12 protein-coding genes and 1 riboswitch are annotated in these 22640 nt (G+C 69.6%); of the genes, 9 read left to right on the top strand and 3 right to left on the bottom strand.

The genetic code is table 11. From position 1 onward, the window contains the following. Nucleotides 1-9 precede the first annotated feature (9 nt). Nucleotides 10-918: a neutral zinc metallopeptidase gene (locus BKA16_RS11290; RefSeq protein WP_183370751.1), complete on the bottom strand. Its 909-nt coding sequence runs from the start codon at nt 916-918 to the stop codon at nt 10-12. A gap of 123 nt (nt 919-1041) precedes the next feature. Between BKA16_RS11290 and BKA16_RS11285 the strand changes: the two genes are divergently transcribed. The 6 genes from BKA16_RS11285 (at nt 1042) to BKA16_RS11260 (ending at nt 11815) form a co-directional block, all read left to right on the top strand. Beyond that, nucleotides 1042-1938, top strand: coding sequence for a sulfurtransferase (locus tag BKA16_RS11285; protein ID WP_183370750.1), 897 nt, complete (start codon nt 1042-1044; stop codon nt 1936-1938). A gap of 13 nt (nt 1939-1951) precedes the next feature. Further along, a complete protein-coding gene (locus BKA16_RS11280; protein ID WP_183370749.1) occupies nt 1952-2389 on the top strand; it encodes a SufE family protein in 438 nt (145 codons plus the stop codon). A 7-nt stretch (nt 2390-2396) separates the two neighbouring features. Continuing rightward, nucleotides 2397-3785, top strand: a complete 1389-nt coding sequence (locus BKA16_RS11275; protein ID WP_183370748.1) for a condensation domain-containing protein — start codon at nt 2397-2399, stop codon at nt 3783-3785. A 191-nt stretch (nt 3786-3976) separates the two neighbouring features. Then, nucleotides 3977-5767, top strand: a complete 1791-nt coding sequence (locus tag BKA16_RS11270; protein ID WP_343067378.1) for an acetyl/propionyl/methylcrotonyl-CoA carboxylase subunit alpha — start codon at nt 3977-3979, stop codon at nt 5765-5767. 26 nt (nt 5768-5793) lie between these two features. Further along, nucleotides 5794-6156 carry a hypothetical protein gene (locus BKA16_RS11265; protein ID WP_183370747.1) on the top strand — a complete coding sequence of 121 codons (363 nt, stop codon included), beginning with the start codon at nt 5794-5796 and terminating at the stop codon, nt 6154-6156. A gap of 208 nt (nt 6157-6364) precedes the next feature. Beyond that, the gene (locus BKA16_RS11260) at nt 6365-11815 is read left to right on the top strand and encodes an ATP-binding protein (RefSeq protein WP_183370746.1); all 5451 of its coding nucleotides are present in this window, start codon (nt 6365-6367) and stop codon (nt 11813-11815) included. Between the two features lie 137 nt (nt 11816-11952). Here BKA16_RS11260 and BKA16_RS11255 read toward each other — a convergent pair whose 3' ends face one another. Further along, on the bottom strand, nt 11953-12870 hold the full coding sequence (locus BKA16_RS11255) for a mechanosensitive ion channel family protein (RefSeq protein ID WP_183370745.1): 918 nt from the start codon (nt 12868-12870) through the stop codon (nt 11953-11955). Nucleotides 12871-13003: 133 nt separating this feature from the next. Further along, nucleotides 13004-14614 carry a PucR family transcriptional regulator gene (locus BKA16_RS11250; protein ID WP_183370744.1) on the bottom strand — a complete coding sequence of 537 codons (1611 nt, stop codon included), beginning with the start codon at nt 14612-14614 and terminating at the stop codon, nt 13004-13006. Between the two features lie 105 nt (nt 14615-14719). On the opposite strand from BKA16_RS11250, the gene BKA16_RS11245 reads away from it, so the two are divergent. The 3 genes from BKA16_RS11245 (at nt 14720) to metE (ending at nt 22623) form a co-directional block, all read left to right on the top strand. Next, nucleotides 14720-18268 carry a proline dehydrogenase family protein gene (locus BKA16_RS11245; RefSeq protein WP_183370743.1) on the top strand — a complete coding sequence of 1183 codons (3549 nt, stop codon included), beginning with the start codon at nt 14720-14722 and terminating at the stop codon, nt 18266-18268. Between the two features lie 109 nt (nt 18269-18377). Further along, on the top strand, nt 18378-19916 hold the full coding sequence (putP, locus tag BKA16_RS11240) for a sodium/proline symporter PutP (protein WP_183370742.1): 1539 nt from the start codon (nt 18378-18380) through the stop codon (nt 19914-19916). Between the two features lie 42 nt (nt 19917-19958). Next, nucleotides 19959-20177, top strand: a riboswitch (cobalamin riboswitch). A 133-nt stretch (nt 20178-20310) separates the two neighbouring features. Further along, nucleotides 20311-22623: a 5-methyltetrahydropteroyltriglutamate--homocysteine S-methyltransferase gene (metE, locus tag BKA16_RS11235; RefSeq protein WP_183370741.1), complete on the top strand. Its 2313-nt coding sequence runs from the start codon at nt 20311-20313 to the stop codon at nt 22621-22623. The last annotated feature ends 17 nt before the right edge of the window (nt 22624-22640 follow it).

Raw genomic sequence — 22640 nt, 5'->3', positions numbered from 1 at the left:
GACCGACCGCTACGACGACAACGCCTGCGGCCAGTAGTTCTTCAGACACGTGACGGGCTCCCCTCCGCTCTGCAACTTGTCCGTGAACCCGCGGGTCAGCGCCTGGATCCGTTCGACGGAGGTTCCATGACCCTGATTCGGGAGCGGATCGCCGATGCTGAAGATGAGGACGGCGGCCTGCGCGATCTCTCTGAGGGACAGGTCGTCACGCGCGAAGACGGTGGCGGCCCAGTTGCCCGCGAAACAGTCGGCGAGGAGTTCGGGATCGTTGCCGACGGGCAGTTGCGACTCGCTCATACCGTAGGCGTCGGCGAGCCGGTACATGACGTTGTGTCCGTATTCGTGGGCGATGATCGTAGCCGCGGTGAAGTCGCCGAGGACGATGCCGTCGGAGCCGAACAGCCGTCCGTCCCAGATGTCGGCGAAGGTCTGGACGGGCAGGACGATCGACCCCTCGCGTTCGACGCCCTGGCCGTCGGGCTGGGTGTCGCGGGCGCAGTAGAGTGCGTTGGCGAAATCGCTCGACAACGGCGCCGATCCGGCTTCGAGGCAGTCCGACGCGAAGGCCTTCCCGGGTTCGATGAGGACTCGGCCGGGAGTGACTCCCTCGATGTCGAGTTCGGCGAACCATTCCGACCAGGTCCGGTCGAGGTCGTCGAGGACCTCGGTCATATAGGCCGGGACCGTCTCAGCGGCGTTCGCCGGAGTCACTCCGCTGTCGGCGAGCCGCTTGGCCTGATAGACGGGGAGGTCCGGGCATTCGTCGACGGTGCAGTGCACCGGCGGCCGGGGCGGGGTGCGGACCGCGACGCCGTCCTGACCGCCGCACGCGGTCGCGACGAGGACTCCGACGACGACGCCCGCGACCGCGGCGGCGGCGCGTCTGATGCGGATTCCGGACGAACGGTGCAACTGCATGAAGCGACGCTAACACCGACACAACGGCGGTCCGTCGCGCGAACGTCATTCGTCCGACCGTATGCTGGAAAAGACAGTCGGTTCCGGCTGCCCGCGCATCAGGAATTTGGGGAGAGCACGCTCATGCCAGTGGAATTGGATTCGAATCCGGCCTTCGCTTCGTTCGCGCATCCGGAGCGCCTCGTCAGCACCGAGTGGCTGTCGGCGCATCTGGGGGCTCCGGGCCTCAAGATCGTGGAGTCCGACGAGGACGTGCTGCTGTACGACATCGGCCACATTCCCACTGCTCAGAAGATCGACTGGCACCTGCACCTCAACGATCCGGTGACCCGCGACTACATCGACGGCGAGCAGTTCGCGACGTTGATGAGCGAGAAGGGCATCTCGCGGGACGACACGGTCGTCATCTACGGGGACAAGAACAACTGGTGGGCCGCATACGCGCTCTGGGTCTTCACCCTGTTCGGTCATGAGGACGTGCGCCTGCTCGACGGCGGTCGAGACGCCTGGATGGACGAGCAGCGCGACACCTCGTTCGACGTGCCGTCGTACCCGGCGACCGACTACCCCGTGGTGGAGCGGAACGACGCCGCGATCCGCGCTTTCGCCGACGACGTCCTGGCGTCGCTGGGTACCACGCCGCTGATCGACGTGCGGTCGCCGCAGGAGTACACCGGCGAGCGCACGCACATGCCCGACTACCCGGAGGAGGGCGCCCTGCGCGGCGGTCACATCCCGACGGCGGTGTCGATTCCGTGGGCAAAGGCGGCCGCCCCCGACAGCCGGTTCCGGACACGTCCGGAGCTGGAGGAGATCTACGGCGCGTTCGACCCGAAGACGCCGACCATCGCGTACTGCCGGATCGGTGAGCGCTCGAGCCACACGTGGTTCGTGCTGACGTACCTGCTGGGCTTCGAGAACGTCCGCAACTACGACGGCTCCTGGACCGAGTGGGGCAACCGCGTCCGCGTCCCGATCACGAAGGGCGAGGAGCCGGGCACGGCTCCCGCCGCTCGCTAGGGGGTCCGAGGTCTTGACACTGCCCGCTGCGCTCGCCGAAATCGTCGACGACTTCTCGGCGCTGGCCGACTCGGACAAGGTGACGTTGCTCCTGGAGTTCGCCGGCGAGTTGCCGGAGCTTCCGGAGTCGATGCACGCCGAGGCGATGGAACCCGTCCCCGAGTGCCAGTCGCCGATCTTCCTGTCCGTGGACGCATCGGATCCGTCGTCGGTCGCCCTGTTCTTCAGTGCACCGCCGGAGGCCCCGACGACGCGTGGGTTCGCGTCGATCCTGCACCAGGGGCTCGACGGCGCCAGCGCGCGGGAGATCGCCGAGGTGCCCGCCGACTTCATGCACGATCTGGGGTTGGCATCGGTGATCAGCCCGCTGCGTCTGCGCGGGATGGCGGGCATGCTGGCGCGGATCAAGCGGCAGGTCGCCGAACAGCAGGCAGACGGGGCGAGTACGTAGCACCGGTATGGATTTTCTGCAGATCCTCGACGCCCCCGTCGCACCGGGCGGACTCGTCGAGTGGATTCCGGCGGTCGAGGGCGGCCTCGGGAGCTGGCGACGCGATGATCGTCTGACGTCGCACAATCACGAACAGCACCTGCGATCGGCGTTCGAGTACCGGGCGCGCACCCAGCGCGAGGGCGGTCGCGAGTCGTGGCTCGGCCTGGCGATCGACTTCGACGAGCCGATGTCGGTGCCCGCGGTCCGGGCGGCGATGCTGACGTGGATCGATCGACACGAGGTGCTGCGCACCCACGTCGTACTCAAACGGGACCGGACGGAGCGGTACAGCACCGCACCGCACACGGTGCACCTGAAGATGACGCGGATCGGCTGGTACACCGAGACCCCGCTGCTGTTGGAGCAGGTCGCCGGTTCCTTCGACCGAGCCACCGCTCCCCTGCACTGGCCCGCCTACCGGTTCGCGACCGTCGCGCGGTCGGACTCGTTCACGATCCTGTTCGCCGCCGACCATTCTCTGGTCGACGGCTATTCACTGGTGACGGCCCAGTACGAGTTGACCGAACTGTATCGGGCGGCGCGCGAACAGCGTCCGCACACCTTGGAGCCGACCGGCAGTTACATCGAGTTCAGCGACGCCGAGCGGGGCCGGGCCGACGCCGCGGACGCCGCGCACCCGGCGGTGGCGACGTGGCGGGACTTCCTGTCCTCGCACGGCGGCGTTCCGCAGTTCGCGCCGCTGAATCCGGTCGACGAGTCCGACGACCCGTTCGACATCGAACATCCGGCGCAGTCCTCGCGCACCGTCAAGGTCCTCGACGAGGGCCAGACACGTCGTTTCGAGGCGGTGTGCGCGCAGGCCGGTGGGAACCTGGTGGCCGGACTGATCGCCGTGATGGCGCTGGCGTATCACCGGGCGGTGCCCGACGCCGAGTTCGCCTGCGTCATGCCGCGGCACACGCGCACCGATCCGACCTGGCTGCACGCGCTCGGGTGGTTCGTCGGACTGTCGCCGGTCGCCGTGCCCGTCGACGACGACACGACCGTCGCCACCGCGATCGCACGGGCCTCCGCGTCGCTCCGTGCGGGACGTCACGGGGCATCGCTTCCGTTCCTCCGAGTGGCCGAGTTGCTCGGCCCGTCGCGAGCGCCCGGTCTGGTCGTCTCGTTCATGGACGCCCGCGGCACGCCGACGGCGGCCGAGGCGGACGCCGGCTGGGCGCGCGTACTGCGCAGCCATTCGTACTCGGGGCGCGAGGTGTACATCTGGCTCAACCGCACCACCTCTGGCCTGCGGATGCATTCGCGATTCCCGGCCGAGCAGCCGGACGCCGTGCTGCCCTTCCTCGACGACTTCGCGAGCCTACTGGCGGGTACAGCGGACGCCCGGTAGAACCTGTCTACAGATTCACACCGACGGCCTCCACCGAGCAATCGCTCGGTGCGTTACTCTGAATCCCGGAAATCGTGGTGCCCGCTACTCGGGCGCCCACGGTGAGCGCCACACGCGGGCAGCCCCGCGAGCGACGCGCAAGCCCCCGACGTCCGATGGTCCGCAAGTGCGGGCCCGCCACAGGAGAGCCAGTGTCACCTTCGATCACACAGACGACCATCAAGAAGGTTCTGATCGCCAACCGCGGCGAGATCGCGGTCCGCGTCATCCGCGCCGCGAAGGACGCGGGCATCGCCAGCGTCGCGGTCTACGCCGAGCCGGACGCGGACGCCGTGTTCGTCACGCTCGCCGACGAGGCCTTCGCCCTCGGCGGTCAGACCTCGGCGGAGTCGTACCTCGTGTTCGACAAGATCCTGGAGGCCGCCGCCCAGTCGGGCGCCGACGCCATCCACCCCGGCTACGGCTTCCTCTCCGAGAACTCCGACTTCGCGCAGGCCGTCCTCGACGCGGGCCTGACCTGGATCGGTCCGTCGCCGCAGAGCATCCGCGACCTGGGCGACAAGGTCACCGCTCGCCACATCGCCGAGCGCGCGCAGGCCCCGATGGCCGCGGGCACCAAAGACCCGGTGGCCGGCGCCGACGAAGTCGTCGCGTTCGCCGAGCAGTACGGCGTCCCGGTCGCCATCAAGGCGGCGTTCGGCGGCGGCGGCCGCGGCATGAAGGTCGCGCACACCGTCGAGGAGATCCCCGAGCTGTTCGAGTCGGCCACCCGTGAAGCCGTCGCGGCGTTCGGGCGCGGCGAGTGCTTCGTCGAGCAGTACCTGGACAAGGCTCGCCACGTCGAGGCCCAGGTCATCGCCGACCAGCACGGCAACGTCGTGGTCGCGGGCACCCGCGACTGCTCGCTGCAGCGCCGCTTCCAGAAGCTCGTCGAAGAGGCTCCCGCGCCGTTCCTGACCGACGACCAGCGCGCCCGCATCCACAGCTCGGCCAAGGCCATCTGCCGTGAGGCGGGCTACTACGGTGCGGGCACCGTCGAATACCTGGTGCAGGGCGACACCATCTCGTTCCTCGAGGTCAACACCCGCCTTCAGGTGGAGCACCCGGTCACCGAGGAGACCGCGGGCATCGATCTGGTCCGCGAACAGTTCCGGATCGCCGAGGGCAAAGAGCTGCACATCAAGGAGGACCCGACCCCCCGCGGTCACGCCTTCGAGTTCCGCATCAACGGCGAGGACGCCGGCCGCGGATTCCTCCCGGCGCCCGGACCGATCAGCGTCTACAAGGAGCCGACCGGCCCCGGCGTGCGCGTCGACTCCGGCGTCGTCGCAGGCGATGTGATCGGCGGCCAGTTCGACTCGATGCTCGCCAAGCTCATCGTCACCGGAGAGACCCGTCTCCAGGCCCTCGAGCGCGCGCGTCGCGCCCTCGACGAGTTCCAGGTCGAAGGCCTGGCCACGGTCATTCCGTTCCACCGCCACATCGTCTCCAACCCCGCCTTCATCGGCGACGGCGAGAAGTTCGACGTCTACACCAAGTGGATCGAGACCGATTGGGACAACCCGATCGAGCCGTACGCCGGCGCCGAGCCGATCGAGGACGACGCCGAGCCGCGTCAGAAGGTGGTCGTCGAGGTCGGCGGTCGTCGTGTCGAGGTCTCGCTGCCGGGCGATCTGAACCTGGGTGGCGGCGGTGGCGGCGTCAACGGCGCGATCCGCAAGAAGCCGAAGGCGCGCAGCCGCACCAAGGGCGGCGCCAAGGCCGCCTCCGGCGACGCCGTGGCGGCACCGATGCAGGGCACCGTCGTCAAGGTGGCCGTCGCCGAGGGCGACACCGTGGCCGCGGGTGATCTGGTCGTGGTCCTGGAGGCCATGAAGATGGAGAACCCCGTCACCGCTCACAAGGACGGCGTCGTCTCCGGCCTGGCCATCGAGGCGGGCGCCTCGGTCACGCAGGGCACCGTCCTCCTCGAGCTCAAGTAACCGCTTCCCTGGCGAGCGCACCAGTCATGGAGCCGGTCGAAGTCTTCGCGGGCGCGTGGTATCTCCGCGCGCTGCGAGACGACGACCGGCTCTCCGACGTTCCGGCCCTGGAACTGCTCGAGGTCCCCGATGCCGCGGAGTACATCCGCGCGGCCGATGCCGGGTGGGCCGACGAGTCCCGGTTCGTGTGGGCGGTATGCGTCCCGACGACCGGCGAGACCGTCGCCCTCATCGGTGTCCGCCCGACCGGCGACGGCACCGCGCGACTGTGCGGACTGGCCCGCGCCGATCACCCCGCCGCACTCGACGACGCCGTCGGACCGGTCGCCCGTTTCGCACGAGGAGCGCTCGGGTTGACCACCGGCCCGCTGGACCCTACTCGTCCGTAGCTTCTCCGCTACTCGCGCGTAACCCCTATTTCGACCCGAATACCGCCCGCTACCAGCGGGTAAGGGTTTCTTGTCACACCCGAAAGGGTGGCCGATCGCACATCGGACTTGCGACAATCGACAACGTTGCGTGTTGCGTGTCTCGCGTGTGCCCTCGACGACTTGCACGTTACAAACCCCGACTGATCCCCACAGCAAGGAGCTCTGCGTGTTCAAGCGCATCGCGATCGTGAACCGAGGCGAGGCCGGCATGCGCCTGGTCAACGCCGTTCGAGACCTGGCCGCCGAGACCGGTGAGTCGATCGAGGTCGTCGCCCTGCACACCGATGTGGACCGCACCTCCACCTACGTTCGCGAATCCGATATCGCGTACGACCTCGGTCCGGCGTCGGCACGCCCGTACATCGACATGGAGGTCCTCGAGCGCGCGCTGGTCGAGTCCGGCGCCGATGCGGCGTGGGTCGGCTGGGGCTTCGTCGCCGAGGATCCGGCGTTCGCCGAGCTGTGCGACAAGATCGGCGTCACGTTCATCGGCCCGTCGGCCGAGGCGATGCGCAAGCTCGGCGACAAGATCGGCGCCAAGGTGATCGCCGAGGAGGTTGGGGTCCCCGTCGCACCGTGGAGCAACGGCCCCGTCGACAATCTCGACGACGCGAAGGCCGCCGCGGCGCACATCGGCTACCCGCTCATGCTCAAGGCCACCGCGGGCGGCGGCGGCCGCGGCATCCGCAAGGTCACCGACGACAGCGAACTCGAAGAGGCCTACCAGCGGACCCGCGAGGAGGCCGAGCGCGCCTTCGGCAGCGGTGTCGTCTTCCTGGAGCGCCTGGTGACCGGCGCCCGCCACGTCGAGGTCCAGGTGATCGCCGACGGGCAGGGCACCGCGTGGGCGCTCGGCGTCCGCGACTGCTCGGTGCAGCGCCGCAACCAGAAGGTCATCGAGGAGTCGGCGTCGCCGGTCCTCAGTCCGGCCGAGGCCGACGAGGTCAAGGACTCCGCCGAACGACTGGCGAACAAGGTCGGCTACCGCGGCGCCGCCACCGTCGAGTTCCTGTACCACCCGGGCGAGAAGATGTTCGCCTTCCTCGAGGTCAACACGCGTCTCCAGGTGGAGCACCCGATCACCGAGGTCACCAACAGCTTCGACCTGGTCCGCGCCCAGCTCCACGTGGCCGCGGGCAACAAGCTGACGGGTGAGAAGCCCGTCGAGCGCGGTCACGCCGTCGAAGCGCGCCTGAACGCCGAGGACCCGGATCGCGACTTCGCGCCGTCGCCCGGCCGCATCGCCCGACTGAACCTGCCGACCGGCCCGGGAATCCGCGTCGACACCGGCGTGTCCGAGGGCGACACCATCCCCGCCGACTTCGACTCGATGATCGCCAAGGTCATCGCGTACGGCCGCGACCGCGACGAAGCGCTCGGCCGTCTGCGTCGCGCGATGAGCCGTACCGGCGTCATCATCGAGGGCGGCGCCACCAACAAGAGCTTCGTGCTCGAACTGCTCAATCAACCCGAGGTGATCGACGGCTCGGCCGACACCGGCTGGATCGACCGGGTCCGCGACGAGGGCCGCCTGGTCTCCCACCAGCACTCCACCGTCGCCCTGGCGGCGGCCGCGATCGACGCCTACGACGAGGAGGAGGCCGCCGAGCGCAACCGGCTGTTCGTGACCGCGTCCGGAGGCCGTCCGCAGGTGCACCACGAGAGCGGTCGCCCGCTCGACTTCAAGCTGCGCGGTGTCGCGTACCGGGTGCGCGTCGCACGCGTGGGCGCGCACCGTTTCCGCGTCGTCGTGGAGGCCGGCGACGATTCGCGCACCGCTGACGTCGTGCTCGAACGTTTCGACGAGCACGCCGGCCAGATCACCGTCAACGGCAGCCGATACCGTCTGCTCACCGACACCCACGGACCGATCCACCTGGTCGACGTCGACGGGGTGACGCACCGTGTCAGCCGCGACGAGGGCGGCGTGGTCCGCGCGCCGGCCCCGGCACTGGTCATCGCGACACCGCTGGAGGTCGGTGCCGAGGTCGAGGCCGGCGATCCGGTCCTGGTCCTGGAGTCGATGAAGATGGAGACCGTGCTCCGCGCGCCCTTCAAGGCCCGTCTCAAGGAGTGTGTCGTCTCGGTCGGCGCACAGGTCGAGACCGGGGTGCCCCTTCTCCGTCTGGAACCCGTCGAAGACGATGCGGCGGCCGATACGGTCGGCTCCGCTGACACGGTCGCCCTCGATCTGCCCGACTCCGAACCGTTCGACGACGACGAACTGTTCGGACGCGGAATCGAGGATCTGCGCAGCCTGCTGCTGGGCTTCGACGTCGACCCCGCCGACAACTCCCGCGCCCTCTCCGACTACCTCGCCGCCCGTGCGGCCGCCGTCGCCCGCGGTTTCGCACCGCACGAGGCCGAGACCGAACTGGTCACCGTGTTCGGCGACATCGCGGCACTGTCCGAGCGTCGTCCGTCCGACGAGGCGATCGCCGACGCTCGCGTGCACAGCGCCCGCGAGCACTTCCACACGTATCTGCAGAGCCTGGACGTCGACGTCGCGGCGGTTCCCGAGCGCTTCCAGTCGAAGCTGTCGTACGCTCTCGCCCACTACGGCGTCGACGAACTCGAGCGCACCCCCGACCTGGAGGAGGCGGTCTTTCGGATCTTCCTCGCGCAGGGCCGCCTCGGCGACTCCGCGCCCGTGATCTCGACCGTGCTGCGCCTCTGGCTCAGCGAGGCGGCCCCCGACCACGAGGACAGCGAGGCCACCGGCCGTTCGCTGGAGCGTCTCGTCGCCGCGACTCAGGGACGGCTGCCCGTCGTCGCCGACCTGGCTCGCGGGGTGCTGCACGCCTGGTACGGGCAGCCGCGGCTGCGTCGCACCCGCGACGCCGTCTACTCGCGCGTCCGCGAACACCTCGCCGTGCTCGACGCGACACCCGGCGCCGCCGACCGAGCCGATCGCATCGCCGACATGGTCCGCAGCACCGAGCCGCTCGTGTCGATCCTCAGCGAGCGCCTGGAGAACGACGATCTCGACGACGCGGTGATGCTCGAAGTGCTGACCCGCCGCTACTACGGCAACAAGGGCGTCGCCAAGATCGCCTCGCACCGGCGGGGCGGCTGCACCTTCGTCGTCGCCGAGCGCGACGGTTCCACCCTGGTGTCGGCGGCCGCGAGCTTCGACGCCCTGGACACTGCGCTCGAAGGCTTGGTCGAGCTGGCCGCGAACACGCCGTCGTTGGACGCCGACGTCTACCTGCGGTGGGAACACCAGCCGGAGTCGTTCGACGAGCGCGCCGCCGCCCTGTACGAGGTGATCAGCGCGAGCCGACTCCCCGAGTCGATCCACCGCATCACCGCGACCGTCGCCGGTCGTGGCGACGACAACATGCACCACCACTTCACGTTCCGGCAGTCGGCCACCGGCATGACCGAGGACCGCCTGATCCGCGGTCTGCACCCGCACATCGCGCGTCGCATGCAGATGGAGCGCCTGCGCAAGTTCGATCTGACTCGCCTCACCTCGTCCGACGACGAAGAGGTGTACCTGTTCCGCGCGGTCGCCACGACCAACCCCGCCGACGATCGACTGGTCGCATTCACCCAGATCCGCGACCTGACGGCCGTCACCGACGACGGCGAGCTGCTGACGCTGCCGACGGCCGAGACCACCTTCGCGACGTGTGTCGACGCCATCCGTCGCGCGCAGACGGAGCGTCCGTCCAGCAAGCGGTTCAACACCAACCGGATCGTCATGTACATCTGGCCGTCGATCGACGTCTCGAACACCGCGCTGCGTCGCATCGTCGAGCACACGATCGAGGCGACCTCGGTCGAGGGCGCCGGTCTGGAAGAGGTCCTGTTGATCGGTCGCCAGCGCGACCGGGAGACGCGCGAGCTCTCGAAGGTGGCCGTCTCGATCACCTTCGACGCCACCGGCAGCCCGTCCGTCGAGGTCGGTGCGCCGAGCGACGACCCGGTGGAGCCGATCGACTCCTACCGGCAGAAGGTCCTCAAGGCCGCCGGACGCGGCAGCGTCTACCCGTACGAACTCGTCGATCAGCTCGGTGACTTCACCGAGTACGACCTGGTCGACGATTCACTGGCCCCGGTGCACCGTGCGAAGGGGCGCAATACCGCGGCCCTGGTCGTGGGCGTCGTGAGCACCCCGACCGGGAAGTACCCCGAGGGCGTCCAACGCGTGGTGATGCTCGGCGATCCGACGAAGGCTCTCGGCGCGCTGACCGAGCCGGAGTGCCGCCGGTACATCGCCGCCCTCGATCTCGCCGAGCGGCTCAAGCTGCCCGTCGAGTGGTACGCGCTCTCGTCCGGCGCCGCCGTGCGCATGGACTCGGGCACCGAGAACCTCGACTGGGTGGCTGCCGCGCTCAAGCGCATCGTCGAGTTCACCCAGGACGGCGGCGAGATCAACATCGTCGTGACCGGCATCAACGTCGGCGGTCAGGCGTATTGGAACGCCGAGGCGACGATGCTCATGCACACCAAGGGCATTCTGGTCATGACGCCGGAATCGTCGATGGTCTTGACCGGAAAGAACGCGCTCGACTTCTCCGGCGGCGTGTCGGCCGAGGACAACTTCGGCATCGGCGGCTACGACCGGGTGATGGGCCCGAACGGCGAAGCACAGTACTGGGCGCCCGATCTGCCGTCGGCCGTCGAGATCGTGATGAGCCACTACGATCACGCCTACATCGTCCCGGGCGAGGACGCTCCGCGGACGGCGCGGACGTCCGACCCGTTCGACCGCGACATCTCCGACTACCCGCACGAGTCGGAGGGCAGCGAGTTCGCGACGGTCGGCGAGATCTTCTCGGCGACCGCCAACCCGGACCGCAAGAAGCCGTTCGACATCCGGTCGGTGATGCGCGCCGTGGTCGACCAGGATCTGCCCTCCCTCGAACGCTGGGCCGGCCAGGCCGACGCGGAGACCGTCGTCGTGCAGGACACGCACATGGGCGGCACCCCGGTCACCCTGATCGGCATCGAGTCCACGCCGATCAATCGGCGCGGATTCCTGCCGACCGACGGCCCGGACACCTTCAGCGCGGGCACGCTGTTCCCGCAGTCGTCGAAGAAGGCGGCGCGTGCGATCAACGCCGCCAGCGGCAACCGTCCGGTGGTGGTGCTGGCCAACCTGTCCGGCTTCGACGGCTCCCCGGAATCGTTGCGCAAGCTGCAGCTGGAGTACGGCGCCGAGATCGGTCGCGCGATCATCAACTTCGACGGTCCGATCGTGTTCACCGTGATCTCGCGGTACCACGGCGGCGCGTTCGTGGTGTTCTCCAAGGCCTTGAACCCGAATATGACGGTCTTGGCGATCGACGGCTCGTTCGCGTCGGTCCTCGGCGGCGCGCCCGCCGCGGCCGTCGTGTTCGCGGGCGAGGTGCGAGTCCGAACGGCCAAGGATCCGCGCATCCAGAAGCTGGCCGAGCAGGCCGCCGACGCCTCCGGTCCCGAGCGCGCCACCCTCAACGCCGAACTCGACGAGTTGCGGACCACGGTGCACGCGGAGAAGATCTCGGAGATGGCCGCCGAGTTCGACGGCGTCCACGACATCCACCGCGCCGTCCAGGTCGGTTCGGTCGACGAGGTGATCGCCGCCGCCGAGCTCCGTCCGAAGATCATCGCGGCGTTCGGCCGGTAGGTTCCGAGACCCGCTGCACGCGTCGGCTCGCGCTGCCCGTCATGACGCGTCGACTGCCGGACCGGTGCCGCACCGGCGGCCCGGCAGTCGGCGTCACGACCGGTGACGGGAGCCGACGCGTGACGTGTCCGCGCCCGTCACCGCGGGCCGGCCAACGCCTCCCCCCACGACTGCATGGGCAGGCGGATGTCCTCACGGTCGAACGCGGCGAGGACTCGACTGCGCAGGTGCCGCTGCACTCCCCACTGCGCGCCCGGTTTGGTGGTGACGGTCATGCGGAGCATCGCATGCGACGATGTGACCTCCTGGACGCCGAGCATCTCGGGCTCGCCGAGCACCTCCTCGGCGATCTCCGCGTCTCTGACGGCTCGTAGGACGGCGCTGAGTGCGACGTCCTGAGCATGGTCGAGATCGGCGTCCACCGCGACCGGGATCTCGGTGCGGGCGACCGCGAAGTCCTGGCTCATGTTGCCGACGCGCTGGATCTCGCCGTTGCGGATGTACCAGAGCGTGCCGTCCATGTCGCGGACCGTGGTGATGCGCAGACCGACGGACTCGATCTCGCCGATCACCTCGCCGAAGTCGGCGATGTCGCCGACGCCGTACTGGTCCTCCATCATCATGAACACGCCGGACACGACGTCCGCGACGAGATGCTGGGCGCCGAAGCCGATGGCCAGCCCCAGGATCCCCGCCGACGCGATGAACGGGGCGATGTTGACGTCGAGCTCGGACAGCGTCGACAACACCAGCCACACGAGGATCACCACCGACACCGTCGACTTGAGCACCGAACCGATCGTCTTGGCTCGCTGCGTTCGTCGCGCGGTGGCTCGGGGACTGCGCGCCGTCGTCCGCTCACGCAGACCGCGGATCAGTCGCGGACCTGAGTCCGCGCGCGGGGACCGGGGCCGAGTCGCGCGGTCGATGACGCGGAAGAGCAGCCATCGGACGACGAGAGCGGCGACGATGTAACAGACGATCCTGACCGGAGTCTCGATCAGCCACGTCCGGTTGGTGTCCGTCCATTCGAATGCGAGCGATTGAGTAGTCATCCCTCCGACCGTACGGATATCGTCACCGACCGCAACGATGTCCGCACTCGTCCCGGCCCGCAGCCGCCCCCGCCCGACTCGATCCCGGTGGTCCCGTTCACCCTCGTCACGGACGACGCAGGAGACGCCCCGATCACCCGCGTCGGCGGTCGATCATCGCCAACTGCAACGACGTCAGCAGCCTCTCGTCCGGATCGTCGAGATCCAGTCCCGACACCTGCCTGGCCCGCTGGATCCGGTAACGCAGGGTGTTCGGGTGGACGTCGATCCGAGCGGCGGCGTCGCGCACGTTTCCGTGAGCGGCGATCCAGGCGCGGACGGACTCCTCGAGGGCGCCGTTCCGCTCGGCGTCGTACGCGACCAACGCGGAGACCCGAGGATCGACGAGATCGGCGCGATCGGCCAGCACCTCGAGGATCTCCCCGAGCAGCACCGCGGTCCGGGCCTTCGCGAGTGTCGTGACCCGGTCGGCGGCGGACGACCGCGTCGCCGAGAACACCCGGTCCGCTTCGCCCCGCGCGGACGGGACGTCGGCGAGTCCGTCGACGGGGAAGACCACGGCGGCGTGCAGTCGGCCGCCGCCGAGGGCGGGGTCGCCGTCGAATCGGGCGACGAGCTGGCCCACCCACCGCGCGATCGGTGCGACGTCGGCGGCCGGCACGAGCATATAGGCACGGTCGCCGATCACCGTGGTCAGCGCCGAGGCCGCGTAGGCGCTCGCGTGCAGGCGCAGCGAGCCGCTGACCGCGGCGACGGCGTCGGCGGCCACTGCCTCCCCGCCGTGGATCCCGACACCGATCACGGCGGCCCGGGCGTCGACCGGCCAGCGCAGATACGCACCAGCCGACGACGCATCGACGCCGCCGTGTTCACCGAAGAGTCGTTGCAGCAGTTGCGCTTCGGCCGACGGCGCCTGTCCGGCCCGAGTCAGGATCCGCGAGGCTATCGAAGCGGCGCCGGTCAGCACGTCCGCCGAATCGGCGGCCAGGCCCACCGCTCCCTCTTGGACCCAGATCGAGCCGAGATGCCGCCCGGTTCCGCTGTGCACGCCGATCACCAGCCGACGGCGCATCGCGTGCTGATCGTCGGCGGGCACGTCCACCACCTCCCCGCCCCGGCGGATCGCATCGAACACGCCCTTGCTGCGCAGCACGGCGAGATAGGGCGGCGGACCCTCTCGACCGAGGATGGTCTGCACGCGCAAGTCGTCGGCCTCGCCGTTCGACGGCGAGTACGCGAGGACATGGGCACTCGTGGCGTCCTCGATCGACACGAGCCCTCTCGTGCCGCGGGCCACGAGTCCGACCAGCCCGATCAGGTCGATGTCGGCCGCCGCGTCCGGAACGCCCAGGCGCCCGACCGCTTCCCGTCCGCGATGCAGTTCGGCCTGAACCAGACCGAGGATCCGATCCCAGCGGGCCTGCGCGTGCACGCCGACGACCGATACGCCGAACTCGTCAGCCACGGACCGCGCCCGGGCCGCTCCGGGGAACGCCTTGGTGAGGATCGCGTGCGGTCGGCGTGCGGCGTCCACACTCGTCAGCCACTCGCTGATCCGCTCCGCGTCGACCCCGGCGATCGCCACGAGACCCGTCACGACACGGCCGCCCGCGGCGAGGTCGTCGGCGTCGATCAGCGACACGTCCTCGACCGGTGCGACGTCGTCGACGATCACCGTCCAGTCGACGGCGGTGTCGAGAGCGTCGACCACCTCGCGGAGCACTGTTCCCTCACGTTCCGGCATCCTCGTATTCTGTCAGCCGCGGTCGTAGAGATTCACAATGAACGGCCGACACGCTTGTTCTGATATACGAGGATGACGGGGCCCGTTCGGACTGTACTGGCATCTATGACCACTGTGCACCGCCGACCGTCCGACACCGGCGCCGACGATCTGACCGACCTCGCCGATCGAGCCGACGGCCTCGTGAACCGCTGGCTCGTGAACGCGGCCGCCCACCGGGCCCGACCGCACGCCTCCGCGCGTCGACTGGCCGCAGTCCTGTCCGATCCGGCGGGCCTCGACTTCACGGTCGGCTTCGTCGACCGGGTGATCGGCACCGAGGACACCGCCGCGGCCGCGGCCGCGCTGGCCGAACTCGTCGCCGACGCACCGGTCTCGCTCGGAACCCTCGACCGACTCCAGCTGCGCGCCGGAGCCGCTCTGGCGCAGCGCATCCCGAACCTCGTCCTCCCCGTCGCGCGCGCCCGCATGCGATCGATGGTCGGACACATGATCGTCGACGCCAGAGACCGGCCCTTCACCAGAACCGTCCGCAGGCTGCGCGCCGGGGGCCACCGGCTCAACGTCAATCCGCTCGGCGAAGCGGTCCTCGGCGAGGCCGAGGCCGCCAACCATCTGGCAGACGCTCGCGCACTGCTGCAGCGCGACGACGTCGACTACGTGTCGATCAAGGTGTCGTCGATCACCTCGCAGATCTCGATGTGGGCGTTCGACGAGACCGTCGACCGCATCGTCGAACGACTGGTCCCGATGTACCGGGAGGCGGCGGCCGCACCCGCGGGCGGCAAGTTCGTCAACCTCGACATGGAGGAGTACCGCGACCTCGAGCTCACGATCGCGGTCTTCACCCGGTTGCTGTCGATGCCCGAACTGCGCGGATACGAGGCGGGCATCGTCGTGCAGGCGTACCTGCCCGATGCACTCGGAGCCGTGCAGCGTCTCGCGGCGTTCGGCGCCGACCGCGTCACGAACGGCGGCGCGGGCATCAAGGTACGCCTGGTCAAGGGCGCGAACCTGGCCATGGAGACCGTCCACGCCGAGGCCGCCGGGTGGCCGACCGCCACGTGCGGCTCGAAGGCCGCCACCGACGCGAACTACAAACTCGTGCTGCACTGGCTGCTGACCCGTGACCGCATGGCGGGTCTGCGCCTCGGCGTGGCCGGACACAATCTGTTCGACATCGCCTTCGCCCACCTGCTCGCCGACTCGAGGGGTGTCGCCGATCGGGTGGAGTTCGAGATGCTGCAGGGTATGGCGACCGAGCAGGCCGAGGTGGTCAGCGGCGACGTCGGACGCCTCCTGCTGTACGTGCCGACCGTGAGACCCGCCGAGTTCGACGTCGCGATCTCCTACCTCGTGCGTCGCCTGGAGGAGAACGCCGCATCGGAGAACTTCATGTCGGGGATCTTCGATCTCACGCCGGGCAGTGACGTCTACCGGCGCGAGGCCGACCGGTTTCGCGCCGCCGTCGACGGTCTGCGCGCCGCCCTCACCGCCGGCGGCCGCGCCCCACGGCCCAACCACCGGCAGGATCGCGCCGCGGAGGAGACCTCCGCCCTGCCGCCGCTGCCCGTCGGCGGCCTGCCGCCGTTCGCGAACGAGCCCGACACCGATCCCGCGTTGCCCGCGAACCAGGCGTGGGCGCGCGCGGCGATCGCCCGCGGCACCGCACCCGGATGGCTCGACGAGCAGAGCATTCCGCCGCGCGTGGACGTCGGCGACGTGGACGCGCTCGTCGAACGGGCTCGCGCCGCCGCCCTCGACTGGTCCGCGCGACCGGCCGGCGAGCGGGCCGCGATCCTGTACCGCGCCGCCGACCTGATCGCCCGTCGACGCGGACACCTCGTCGCGGTCGCGGCCGCCGAAGCAGGCAAGTCCGTAGCCCAGTCGGACCCGGAGATCTCCGAGGCCATCGACTTCGCGCGCTATTACGCGCATCGGGCGCTCGACCTCGACGCGGTCACGGGCGCCACATTCACCCCCGACCGCGTCGTCGTGGTGACGCCGCCGTGGAACTTCCCCATCGCCATTCCCGCGGGTGGCACGTTCGCGGCGCTCGCCGCCGGGGCAGCCGTGATCCACAAGCCTTCGGCGCCGACCCCGCACTGCTCCGCCGCGGTCCTGGAGGCGCTGTGGGACGCCGGCGTCCCCCGCGACGTCTGCCAGGGCGTCCAGCCCGACGAGGGTCCCGCCGGTCGGCGGCTGATCAGCCACCCCGACGTCGACCGGGTGATCCTCACCGGCGCCTCCGACACCGCTGCGCTCTTCCAGTCCTGGCGCGCCGACCTGCGAATCAACGCCGAGACCTCCGGCAAGAACGCCCTCGTCGTGACGCCGTCGGCCGACCGCGATCTCGCGATCTCGGATCTGGTGCACAGTGCGTTCGGGCATGCCGGACAGAAGTGTTCGGCCGCGTCGCTGGGCATTCTCGTCGGCAGCGTCTACGACTCTCGGCGGTTCCGCCGACAGCTCGTCGACGCGGCGGCGTCGATGGTCGTCGGATGGCCGACGGACATGTCGGCGACCGTCGGGCCGCTCACCGAGGAGCCGAGCGACAAACTCAGGCGTGCGCTGACCACCCTGGAACCGGGCGAGTCGTGGCTGCTCGAACCGCGCATGCTCGACGAGACCGGCCGACTGTGGTCACCGGGTGTCAAGGACGGCGTGGCACCCGGTTCGTTCTTCCACCTGACCGAGTGCTTCGGCCCCGTCTTGGGACTGATGCGCGCCGCCGACCTCGACGAGGCGCTGAGGCTGCAGAACGGGACCGACTTCGGGCTCACGGCGGGACTGCACTCCCTCGACCCGCGCGAGGTCCGCACCTGGCTCGACCGGATCGACGCGGGCAACGTCTACGTCAATCGCCCGATCACCGGCGCGATCGTCCGCCGTCAATCGTTCGGCGGGTGGAAGCGGTCATCGGTCGGACTCGGGTCGAAGGCCGGTGGCCCCAACTACCTGATGATGCTCGGCGAATGGTCCGACTCCCCGATCTCGGGCCCCGTGGCGGCGCCCGAGACTCCCGCGATCGCGACGTTCGCCCGATCGGTCTCGACGGCCCTGGCCGACGAGGACCGCGCATGGCTGTCGGCGGCACTCGCCGACGACGACCACGCCTGGGCGTCCGAGTTCGGCACCGGCCGCGACGAGTCCGGATTGCACAGTGAGGCGAACGTCTTCCGGTACCGCCCGGCGCACGCGGTGCTGCGGGTGTCCGACGACGCGTCGCCCGCCGCGACGGCGCGCGTCCTGGCGGCCGTGGCTCTGTCCGGGGCCCGTGTCGACGTCAGTGCGTCCCCGGCCGTCGACGAGGCCACCGCGACCGTCCTCGGCTCGGCGGCCGACCTCGGCCTCCCGGTCAGGACGGAGTCGGACGTCGATCTCGCCGTCGCCGTCGCCGCTCTCGACGCGTCGCGGATTCGCCTGGTCGGCGCCACACCGGAGCTGCTGCGCGACGCCGTCGCCCAGCGCGCGGACGTCGCACTCCTCGACGACGCGGTGACCTCGTCCGGCCGGGTGGAGCTGCGGCACTGGCTGCTCGAACAGGCGGTGTCCATGTCCCTGCACCGCTTCGGCAACCCGAATCCGGCATTCCACCGGCTGTCGGCCGAACTGACGACACCGGCACGATTGACGCGGTCGTACGCTTCGTGAATCCGAACCAATAGCATCGCGTCGATTCGTTCGGATTCACATGTAGTAGGCGCGCGACGGACGGCAGACTTCCCTCTGGCGAGATGCCGATCACACCGAGGGAGTCTTCATGTCAGTAGCGTCCGACGGTCGCGCGTTCCAGATCTTCGCCGTCGTCCTGTACTTCACGGCGATGCTCGGCATCGGGTTCTACGCCTACCGTAAGACGAAGAACGATCTGGACGGCTACATGCTCGCCGACCGCGGTCTCAAGCCGTGGATCGCGGCGTTGAGCGCGGGCGCATCCGACATGTCGGGCTGGCTGTTGATGGGCCTGCCCGGTGCGATGTACGTGTCGGGCCTGTCGGAGTCGTGGATCATGATCGGTCTGTTGATCGGTGCGTGGGCCAACTGGCGGCTCACCGCGCCCAGGCTTCGGGCGTACACCGAGATCGCCGGTGACGCGATCACCATCCCGAGCTTCTTCGAGACGCGGCTGCGCGACTCGTCCCGGGTGCTGCGCATCACCTGCGGTGTCATCATCCTGGTGTTCTTCACGTTCTACGTGTCGAGCGGCATGGTCGCCTCGGGCAAGTTCTTCGACAGCGCGTTCGGCGTCGACTACACCGTCGGCATGTTGATCGTGGCCGGTGTCACGATGCTGTACACGCTCTTCGGCGGGTTTCTCGGGGCGTCGCTCACCGACGTCGCGCAGGGCATCCTGGTGGTCGTGGCGCTGCTGGCGGTTCCGATCATCGGCATCATCGATCTGGGCGGTGTCGGTGCCACGATCGACGGGGTCCGCGCGGTCGATCCGGACGACCTCAGCTTCTTCGCGGGCAGCTCCGCGATCGCGATCATCTCGTCGGTGGCGTGGGGACTCGGGTACTTCGGTCAGCCGCACGTCATCGTGCGATTCATGGCGTTGCGCTCCCCCGGCGAGGCGGGCACCGCGCGCCGGATCGGCATCGCGTGGATGTTCGCGTGCGCCCTCGGTGCGGTCGGCACGGCGCTCGTCGGCATCGCCTACTTCGCCGAGCACACGGCCGACGCGCCCGACGACGCCGAGACCGTGTTTCTGGCCCTGTCGCAGATCCTGTTCCACCCGTTCATCGCGGGGCTGGTCCTGGCCGCGGTGCTCGCGGCGATCATGTCGACCATCTCCTCGCAGCTCATCGTCTGCTCATCGGCCCTGATCGAGGACCTGTACAAGCTGGTCGCGGCCAAGACCGGTCGCCGCGAACTCAGCGACACCACCTATGTCCGCCTCGGGAGGCTCGGTGTGCTCACGATCGCGGTGATCGCCGCGGTGCTGGCGATCTCTCCGTCGAACAGCATCCTGGACCTCGTCGCCTTCGCCTGGGCGGGATTCGGTGCGGCCTTCGGCCCCGCGGTCGTCTTGTCCCTGTACTGGCGACGCTTCACCGCGTGGGGTGCACTCACCGGCATCGTCACCGGGGCGGTCGTCGCCTACGCCTGGGGACGATCGTGGTTGAGCGACGACATGTACGAGATCGTCCCCGGCGTCGCCGCGAGCTTCGTCGTCGCCGTCGCGGTCAGCCTGGCCACCTACCGCCCGAACCCGGAGATCGACGCCGAGTTCGACGCGGCGAAGGAGTTGGCGAAGACCGGGGTGATCCCGGCGCCGGCGTCGGACGCCAGGGTTTAACGCACGCGATCTCGCGAATGTGATTCGTCGGGACCGGTCGCTATGATCGGCCTCGCAACAGGTTCGCCTACGACGACGAGTCGTCGCAGGCGTCGAAAGAGGGAATCCGGTGAGAATCCGGAGCTGACCCGCAGCGGTATGTCGGAACGACCGTCGTCACGTGCACTGGGCCTGCCACGGCAGCTCTGGGAAGCGACGACCAGTAGGAGCGCTCAGCGCACGCCGACGAGCCCGAAGACCTGCCTGGTGTACCGGGTGCGCCGCACTCGGTGGCTGTCCGCCTCGTGGATCAGGCGATGACACCGGAGGCCGGCCCGTGCGCGTCGCGGGTCCGCGGTTCTGTGCTCATCTTCTGTCGGGCGACGGTCGTCACCACTGTTTGCAGGAGAAGTACATGTCCGTCGATACGACGACACCCACCCCACCGTTCACCGCGACTGTCCCCGGCACCGCCCGCATCGGTGCGAACCGGGAGCTCAAACGCGCCGTCGAAGCCTACTGGGCCGGGCGCTCGGACCGCGCGGCACTCGAAGCCGTCGCCGCCGAGCTGCGCGCGTCGGACCGTCGCGCCCTCGTCGCGGCAGGCATCGACTCGGTGCCGGTCAACACGTTCTCGTACTACGACCAGGTCCTCGACACCGCTGTGATGCTCGGCGCGCTGCCGCCGCGTGTGACGACGATCGACGACCCGCTGGACCGCTATTTCGCGGCCGCGCGCGGCGCCGGGAACGCAGTGAGCGGGCTGAATGATCCCGGCGCCGACGGCGTCGCCCCCCTCGAGATGACGAAGTGGTTCGACACGAACTACCACTACATCGTTCCCGAGATCGGCCCCGAGACGGCGTTCTCGCTCGACGCGACCAAGGTCCTCGCCGAGCTGGCCGAGGCCGCGGCCGACGGTGTCGCGGGCCGCCCGGTGATCGTCGGACCGATCACCTTCCTCGCCCTGTCGAAGGCCGTCGACGGCGCGGACGCGCCGCTGAGTCGTATCGGCGAGGTCGTCGCCCTGTACGTCGAGCTGCTCGGCGCCCTCGCCGACGCCGGTGCGCAGTGGGTGCAGATCGACGAGCCGATCCTGGTGACCGACGCCGTCGGCGATCTGCCCGCGCTGGCGGAGGACGTCTACACCACGCTGTCGGCGGTGTCGGCGCGTCCGCGGATCCTCGTCCAGACCTACTTCGGCGATGCTCGCGAGTCGCTCGCGGCACTCGGTCGGACCGGAGTCGAGGCCGTCGGTGTCGATCTCGTCGCGGGCGATGTCGACACGGTGGCGGCCGCCGGGCTCGGCGGCAAGATCGTCGTCGCCGGCGTGGTCGACGGCCGCAACGTGTGGCGCACCGATCTCGACGCGGCACTGCGCACCCTCGAAGCGCTCCGCGGCGGCGTCGGCTCACTCGTCGTGTCGACGTCGTGCTCCACACTGCACGTGCCGTACACGCTCGCGGGCGAGGACGGGCTCGACGACGCGCTGCGCGGATGGCTCGCGTTCGCCGCCGAGAAGCACGCCGAGGTCGTCGCCCTGGCCCGCGCCTACGCGAACGGCCGCGCCGACCAGGCCGAGGCGTTCGACGCGGCGGCACAGGCGCTCACGACCCGCGCCACCGATCCGCGCCTGCACGTGGAGTCGGTCCGCACCCGCCTGTCCGCCCTCGCCGAGTCCGACTGGACCCGGCCGGACTCGGCCGCGCGACGCACCGTCCAGGACGCGGCGTTGAATCTGCCCGCACTGGCCACGACGACGATCGGCTCGTACCCCCAGACGACGGACATCCGCAAGGCCCGCCAGGCGTTGCGGACGGGGGCCATCGACGACGCCGAGTACACGCGCCGCATGCAGGCCGAGATCGCGGACGTGATCGCGCTGCAGGAGAAGATCGGCCTCGACGTGCTGGTGCACGGCGAGCCCGAGCGCAACGACATGGTGCAGTACTTCGCCGAGCAGCTCGACGGCTTCTTCGCCACGGCCAACGGCTGGGTCCAGTCGTACGGGTCGCGGTGTGTGCGCCCGCCGATCCTGTTCGGCGACGTGGTGCGGCAGTCTCCGATGACCGTCGACTGGATCGCCTACGCGCAGTCGCTGACGTCGAAGCCGGTCAAGGGCATGCTCACCGGCCCGGTGACGATCCTGGCGTGGTCGTTCGTGCGCGACGACCAGCCGTTGGCCGACACCGCGTTCCAGGTGGCGCTGGCGATCCGCGACGAGACCGTCGACCTCGAGCGGTCCGGGGCGGCCATCATCCAGGTCGACGAGCCGGCGCTGCGGGAGCTGCTGCCGTTGCGCGCCGCCGACCGCGAGGAGTACCTGCGCTGGGCGGTCACCGCGTTCCGGCTGTCCACGGCCGGAGTCGCCGACGCGACGCAGATCCACACGCACCTGTGCTACTCGGAGTTCGGTGAAGTCATCGGCGCGATCGCCGACCTCGACGCGGACGTGACGTCCATCGAAGCCGCCCGTTCGCATATGGAGATCCTCGCCGATCTCAACGCGATCGGCTACCGCAACCAGGTGGGACCGGGTGTCTACGACATCCACTCGCCGCGCGTCCCGGACGCCGACGAGGTGACCGCGTCGCTGCGCGAGGCGCTCGCCGCGGTGCCCGCCGACCGACTCTGGGTCAACCCCGACTGCGGTCTCAAGACCCGGACCACCGAAGAGGTCACCGAGGCTCTGGAGAACCTCGTGGCGGCCGCCCGCGCCGTGCGCTGACGGACCATCCGACGAAG

This window comes from Gordonia humi (genome assembly GCF_014197435.1).
GTDB classification, from domain to species: Bacteria; Actinomycetota; Actinomycetes; order Mycobacteriales; family Mycobacteriaceae; genus Gordonia; species Gordonia humi.
This window is presented reverse-complemented; position numbering and strand designations above follow the sequence as displayed.